At 63.7% G+C, this 6,510-nt stretch carries 2 protein-coding genes; one reads left to right on the forward strand and one right to left on the reverse strand.

Annotated features, from left to right (window positions below; genetic code table 11):
* The coding region (locus ACFCU0_RS16265) for a serine/threonine-protein kinase (protein ID WP_434974739.1) at window positions 1-823 on the reverse strand (823 nt) is incomplete at its 3' end.
* Window positions 824-2,469: 1,646 nt separating this feature from the next.
* On the opposite strand from ACFCU0_RS16265, the gene ACFCU0_RS16270 reads away from it, so the two are divergent.
* Complete coding sequence (locus ACFCU0_RS16270; protein ID WP_434974740.1) at window positions 2,470-6,210, forward strand: T9SS type A sorting domain-containing protein; 3,741 nt, start codon at window positions 2,470-2,472, stop codon at window positions 6,208-6,210.
* The last annotated feature ends 300 nt before the right edge of the window (window positions 6,211-6,510 follow it).

Below are 6,510 nucleotides of genomic sequence, written 5' to 3' on the forward strand. Positions count from 1 at the left end.
CCCCCCGAACCTGTTCCGGCGCGGCGTACTGCGGCGTCATCAGGTACTCCCCCGTTCGCGTGACCGGGGCCGTCCACGCAGCGTCGTCCTCGTCCAGCAGCTTCGCGATGCCGAAGTCCAGGAGCTTCACCACGGGGCCGTCCGCTGTTTCAGCGACGAGGATGTTGCCCGGCTTCAGGTCGCGATGCACCACCAGGCGCCGGTGGGCGTGCTCCACGGCCCGGCAGACGTCCTCGAACATGGCCAGTCGCTCCTCGACCGAGCAGCTGTTGGTCTCGCAGTATTCGGTAATCGGCACGCCCTCCACCAGCTCCATCGCGAGAAAGGGTCGGCCCGACTCCGTCACCCCGCCGTCCAGCATCGACGCGATGGAGCGGTGCTTGAGCTGCGCCAGGATCTGCCGCTCGGCCCGGAAGCGGGCAATGCGCCGCTCCGATGAAAACGCCCGGGGCAGCAGCTTGATAGCAACCTCCCGGTCGAACTGCCCGTCCACGCGACGCCCGCGGTACACGACGCTCATTCCGCCCCGGCCGATCTCCTCTTCCAGCTCGTAGGGCCCGATGCGAGCGCCGGCCGCGTCCTCGTCCGGAAACTCCTCGGCGACGATCTCTTCCGCGATGGGCGCCGCGAGGGACGCTGCGTCTCGCTCGAGCACCGCGTCGACGTCGGCCTCCGCGTCCAGTAGCGCCGAGACCTCATCGCGCAACGCCGCATCGCCATCACACAGGTCGAGCAGAAGCTGCGCACGATCGCTTACCTCATCCTCCTGGTCGAAATACGCATCCAGGATCCGTTCGATCTGCGTCCAGCGGTCGGCGTTCATGGCAGAACAAAAAGTTGGGGCAGGGGCTGCTCCATGGTATGACAGCGAGCCCAATCGATCCAGGGTGGGTTTTTCGTTCAGGGTTCTGGGTTTCGAGTTCCGAGTTCTGGGTTCTGAGTGCTGGGTTCGCGTCGGTGGGAAAGGGGGAAGGGGGGGGGCGAGGTTTGGGGACTGGGTTCGCTGCTACACCTGTACGACTGTCCCTGCTCGAGATTCGGGCGATGGCGCTGCATACATGGATTTACATGCCGTACCCCCCGGCCTTGCGCGGTTCGTCGTCTTGAGCGCGGAGCCAGAGCCACGACGAGAACGAATCCTTGTTTGAGCGAGCTCCGCTCGCGAGTTTGGATTCGTTTCGTGGCGAAAGGCGCAGCGCTAGACGAAGCGCGGTATGACGGGTGACTTTTTTTGCGGCTCGTTTTTTTGGTCGCTCAAAAAAATGAGCCATCAAGGATCGAGCACGCCTCTCCCGCTGCCTGGTGCCTTTTTTTTTGCTTGACCCAAAAACCGGCGAGGCGAGCGAAGCGACTCATGAAATAAAAAGGTCAAGGCCTGCCGAAGATCGGCGAGGGAGTCGGTTCACTCCGCTGAAATTCTCCGAACTCGCCCCTTCAAAAGACCAACCTCACCTTGATGAAGCGAGCCGCTTCAGGGGCTCAAACACGGAGAATTTCCCCGCCGACGCGTGGCGCTAGTCTCCGGTAAAGGTAAAGGATAGGACGCTCCGCTCCCCGGCCCCTCTGAACGCCGATCTTCGCAAGGGCCAACGACTGTATCAAGGTCTGAATGCGGGAGGAGGCGCAAGCAAGGCGGGGCGACTCCCCGGTCTATCGATGCAAAGTCGTTCTCCCCCGGCCTTGCGCGGCAGAAATGCTGTTTGAATGTGTGAATGGATGAAGGTCTGAAGGTATGGAGGTGCGCTGGGGGAAGCGACTGTAGGTTTGTATGTGTGTAGATTTGTATGTGTGTAAGTCTTCGTGGGGCGAGCATGTGGCCTTGTTCCAGGGCGACGCGGGCCCTCAGGAGCCGTTCTCCAGGCGTTGCGCATTCCGGCCGTGGAGAAAGGGCGATAGGGCGAAGGCGCGTGAGGTTTGGGGGCTGGGTTCGCAAGGACACCTGGTACGTCGGTCCGTGCTCCAGATTCTGGCCACGGCACCGTAATCATGGGTTCACGTGTCGTACCTCCCGGCCTTGCGCGATCCGGCGAATCAGGCGGTGAAGCGAAGGCGCGAAAAGAACGAATCGTTGTCTGAGCCCGCCCCGCGGGCGAGTCGCCAGGATGACCCTACGGGCCCTTTCGATTCGTTCCGCGACGGGAGCGAAGCGAGCTAGTGCCGGTTTGGTGCGACGCGAGCAGAGCGAGCTAGTACCGGTTGGTGCGCCAAAGCGCAGCCGCCCGCCGGAGCGCGGACAGACGGGCGACCGACCTGAGCGGAGCGAAGTAGTACCTGTGGTGATTTTTTGCGTCTCGTTTTTTTGGTCGCTCAAAAAAATGAGACAGAGACCTGAGCACGCAACCCGAGGGACGGAGCGAGTGCGACCGCCCCCGGCGTGTCCGGTTGCGAGCCGACGCTACGCATGAAAAAATACAGAGACATTTATGTATTTTCGCGCTCCGTCCGCTTCCGCCACCGCCCTTCTCCGCTATGTCGTACGTCGTTCGGAGTACCCGACTGCTGTTGCTCGCCCTGTTCCTCCTTTCATGGGCCGCTCTTGCGGGGACGGCGCCTGCATCGGGGCAAACCGTGTTCACGGTCAACTCGTCGACGGATGCCACGGAAACAGCCGGCTGCACGGCGGCGTCGGGCACCTGCTCGCTGCGCGGCGCGATCGAGGAAGCGAATGCGACCCCGAACGTCGATGCCTCGACGCCGGACCGGATCGAATTCGACATTCCCGGCGCCGGCCCGCATGTGATTGAGGCAGGAACGCAGTCGTTCAACGACCCCCTCCCGACCATCACCGAATCCGTGGTCATCGATGGAACCACGGAACCCGACTTCGACACCTCCACGGGCACCCCGAGCGTTGCAGTGGATGCCTCCGAGGCGTTCGGCGGCGCCTTCATCGTGTCCGGGCACTCCGCGTCCTCAATACGTGGCATCGCCATGTTCGACGCGGACGATACCCAGGATGACCTGCTTGTCCTGCGCGAGGGCACCAACCACACGATCGCGGAGAACTGGCTCGGCGTGCACCCAAACGGCACCGTTTCCGGCGGTAACAACGGCGTCGTGCTGGAAGACGTCAGCGGTGCACTGATCGAGCAGAACCGGATCCAGGGAATGGGCGCCGTCGGCGTTCTCGTGCTGGAAGACGGTGGAACGGCGACGGGCAACCGCATCACGCAGAACGCTATTTTCGACAATGCCTTTGCAGCCATCGACCTTGGCGACGACGGCATCACGCCAAACGACGGCGCGTCAGACGGCGACACGGGACCCAACACGCTGCTGAATAAGCCCGTCCTTCGATCAACCAGCTACGACGGGTCGACGCTCACAATCGACTACGAGGTCCCGGTGTCGACCATGGCCGCTCCGTACCCGCTGACGGTGGAGTTCTTCGCCGCGGATGCATCCGGTCAGCCGGAGACGTACCTGGGATCGGATTCTTACGACGGCGGGACCGAAACCACCAGCTTTTCCGTGTCGTCGCTTTCCCCCGGCGCTGAAATTGTCGCGACGGCAACGGATGGGAATGGCAACACAAGCGAGGTGGGCATTCTGCTGCCGGCCGCGGCCTCCACGTACACGGTGACGTCGACGGGGAGCGTCGGACCGGGTACCCTCCGGCGAGCTATCCGCGCCGCCAACAACGACGGCGCAGCGAGCACGATCGCATTCGACATCTCCGGCGCGGCACCACACACCATCCAGCCGTCCACGCCGCTTCCGAAGCTCTACGGGCCGGTCGTCGTAGACGCGACCACCGAGCCAGACTATGCCGTCGGGACACCGGCCGTCGTCATCGACGGGGGCAATATCGACTTCCAGTACGGCTGGGGCCTGAAGATCGAAGCCGGCGGCACCTCGGCGGTGCGCGGACTGTCGATCGTAAACGTCAAGACCGGCGACTTCTCCGGGGTCGGCCTCTTTCTCGTGGACACGGACTTTCGGCGCTTGTCATCCGATACGTTCGACATCACTAGCAACTTTCTCGGCGTCCTGCCCGATGGCACCACTGCCGCTCCCAACTGGAACGGGATGGTAATCGGCACCTGGAGCACCACCGTCGGCGGAGCGACTGCATCAGAGCGCAACGTCGTCAGCGGTAACGAGAACCACGGGATCGACATCGGACCGGGCGTGGCCGGCGCCACGATTTCGGGCAATTACGTTGGCACGAGCGCCAGCGGGACGGAGGTTCTGGGGAACGGGGACGACGGCGTCCATCTGTCCAACACGGGTGTGGCGTCCGCCGAACCGATCGTTATTGGCGGGAGCGCATCTGGCGAAGGTAACGTCATCGCAGCGAACGGGGATGACGGGATTCACCTTCACGCCGACAACGTAAACGTATACGGAAACCGTATCGGCCTTGACGTCGACGACGACCCGATGGGAAATGCCGACGAGGGGATCAGCGCCTACTACGGCGCGAGCGACAACCGGATCGGCGGAATCGGATCTGGCGAAGCGAACACAATCGCACATAACGGAGCGAATGGGGTCTTCATTCCTTACAACGGAAGCGCCTTCGCCTTCCGCACGGCCATTCGCGGGAACGCGATCTTTCAGAACGACGCCCTCGGTATTGCCCTCGGCGGGGAGGACGGGCTCGGGCAGGACGGCGATGGAATCAGCCGCAACGATGCCGTCCCCGAGGCCCTCTCCGGACTGTTCTCCTACGAAAGTGATGAGGACGAAGGCGCAAACCAGCAGCAGAACACACCGGTCATCTCGAGTTCGTCGGTCGACCTGTCCGCGGGAACGCTGACCGTCACGTACTCCGTTCCGTCCGATCCGGCGCATTCGACGTATCCGCTGGCCGTAGACTTCTACGAGGCCGTCTTCGATGTCGGCGGGGTCGTCCGGTCCAACCCGTTCGGGGCGAACGGTCAGGCATCGGCGCGCGATGGCATGGGGAAGCGGTCGGGGCCTCCCGCGAAGGGAGATGCCCGCAAGTCCACCGGCTACGATGCGCCCGGTGAGATCGGCATTACGGAAAGCATCGTGATTCCCGTGAGCGAGGGCGCCCTGTATCTCGGCAGTGATACATACACCGAGTCGGACTACAGTGCCGGGGCGAAAACCGTCACCGTTCCGCTCGCTCAGATGCCGGGGTCGTCCGACATCTCAGTGAACGGAACCGCGACCGACGCCGAGGGCAACACCAGCGAATTCAGCTTTCCGGTCTACCTGTATGAGTGGGCCGCGGGCGGATCCATTTCCGCATCGAAGAATGGCGGACCGCCGGCGTGGCGCTTCAGCACGTACGACCTCACCATCGACCCGTCTTACACCGAGCAGGCGTGGGAAGTCGGCGTCACTCGGACGCTGGCGCCGCCGTCTGGGACGCTCCCGAGCAATCGCGAGCTGGCAACCTACGGCTCCTGGACGGTCCGGACGGCAGATCCCTCCGTGGACTTTGAGGTGGAAGCCTGCTTTCGCCTGGCCGCGCTGACGAACCCGGAGTCCGACATCGACTTCAGCCGCCTTGAGCTCTGGCGCCGCCCGGTTGCTGGAAGCAGCTGGTCCGACGTGTCGAACCGATCCGGCGTTACGGTTACCGTAACGAACGACTTCGGTGGACCCGAGGCCTGCGCGACGGGACTCAACGTGATGGGCGAGTTCATCGTCGCCGCGGATCCGTCCGCCCTGCCGGTCGAGCTTGCCGGCTTCTCTGCCATCCCGGAAGGCGACGATGTGCGACTCTCCTGGTCCACACTCAGCGAATCCGGCAACGACCGGTTCGTGATCGAGCGGCGCGTCGACGATGGCTCCTGGACGGATCAGGCAGCCGTCGTTGGTCAGGGCACCACGTCGTCTTCGACCGACTACACCTGGAACGACCGTAGCGTCCCGTTCGAGGCCAGCACGCTGACGTACCGGCTCCGGCAGGTCGACGTCGACGGCAGCACCAGCCGCTCGGCGCCGACGACCGTCCACCTGAATCGCTCCGCCGCGCTCACGCTCGAAGGTCCACGACCGAATCCCGCACGCGGCACCGTCTCCATCCCGTTCGCCGTGCCCGAAGACGGCGCCACCCGGCTCGCCGTCTACGACGTGCTCGGTCGTGAAGTCGCCGTCCTCATCGACGGCTCCCGCGCCCCCGACCGCTACGTCGAAACCTTCGACGCCTCCCCCCTGGCCAGCGGCGTCTACTTCCTCCGTCTCTCCACTGAGCAGGGCACTCGGACGGCCCGCTTCACCGTCGTGCGTTGAGGCCGGGGGCTGGGGTGTGAGGTTTGGGGGCTGGGTTCGCTGGTAGACCTGTAACCCTCTCCCTGCTCGAGATTTGGGCGATGGCGCTGCATTCATGGATTCACATGGCGTACCCCCCGGCCTTGCGCGCTCCGGGGGGTGCGAAAGGCGCAGCGCTAGACGAAGCGCGGACAGACGGGTCGCCGACCCGAGCGCAGAGAGGTAGCACCTGTGGTAATTTTTTGCGTATCGTTTTTTGATCGTTCAAAAAATGAGACATCTCATTCGACCCAGATCGTCTTGACATTAACAAACTCCCGG

The sequence above is a fragment of the Longibacter sp. genome (assembly GCF_051155795.1).
Lineage (GTDB): Bacteria > Bacteroidota > Rhodothermia > Rhodothermales > Salinibacteraceae > Longibacter.

Coding starts and splice junctions, on each gene's coding strand:
- ACFCU0_RS16270 (WP_434974740.1), top strand. CDS start 2,470: ATGTCGTACGTCGTTCGGAGTACCCGACTGCTGTTGCTCGCCCTGTTC.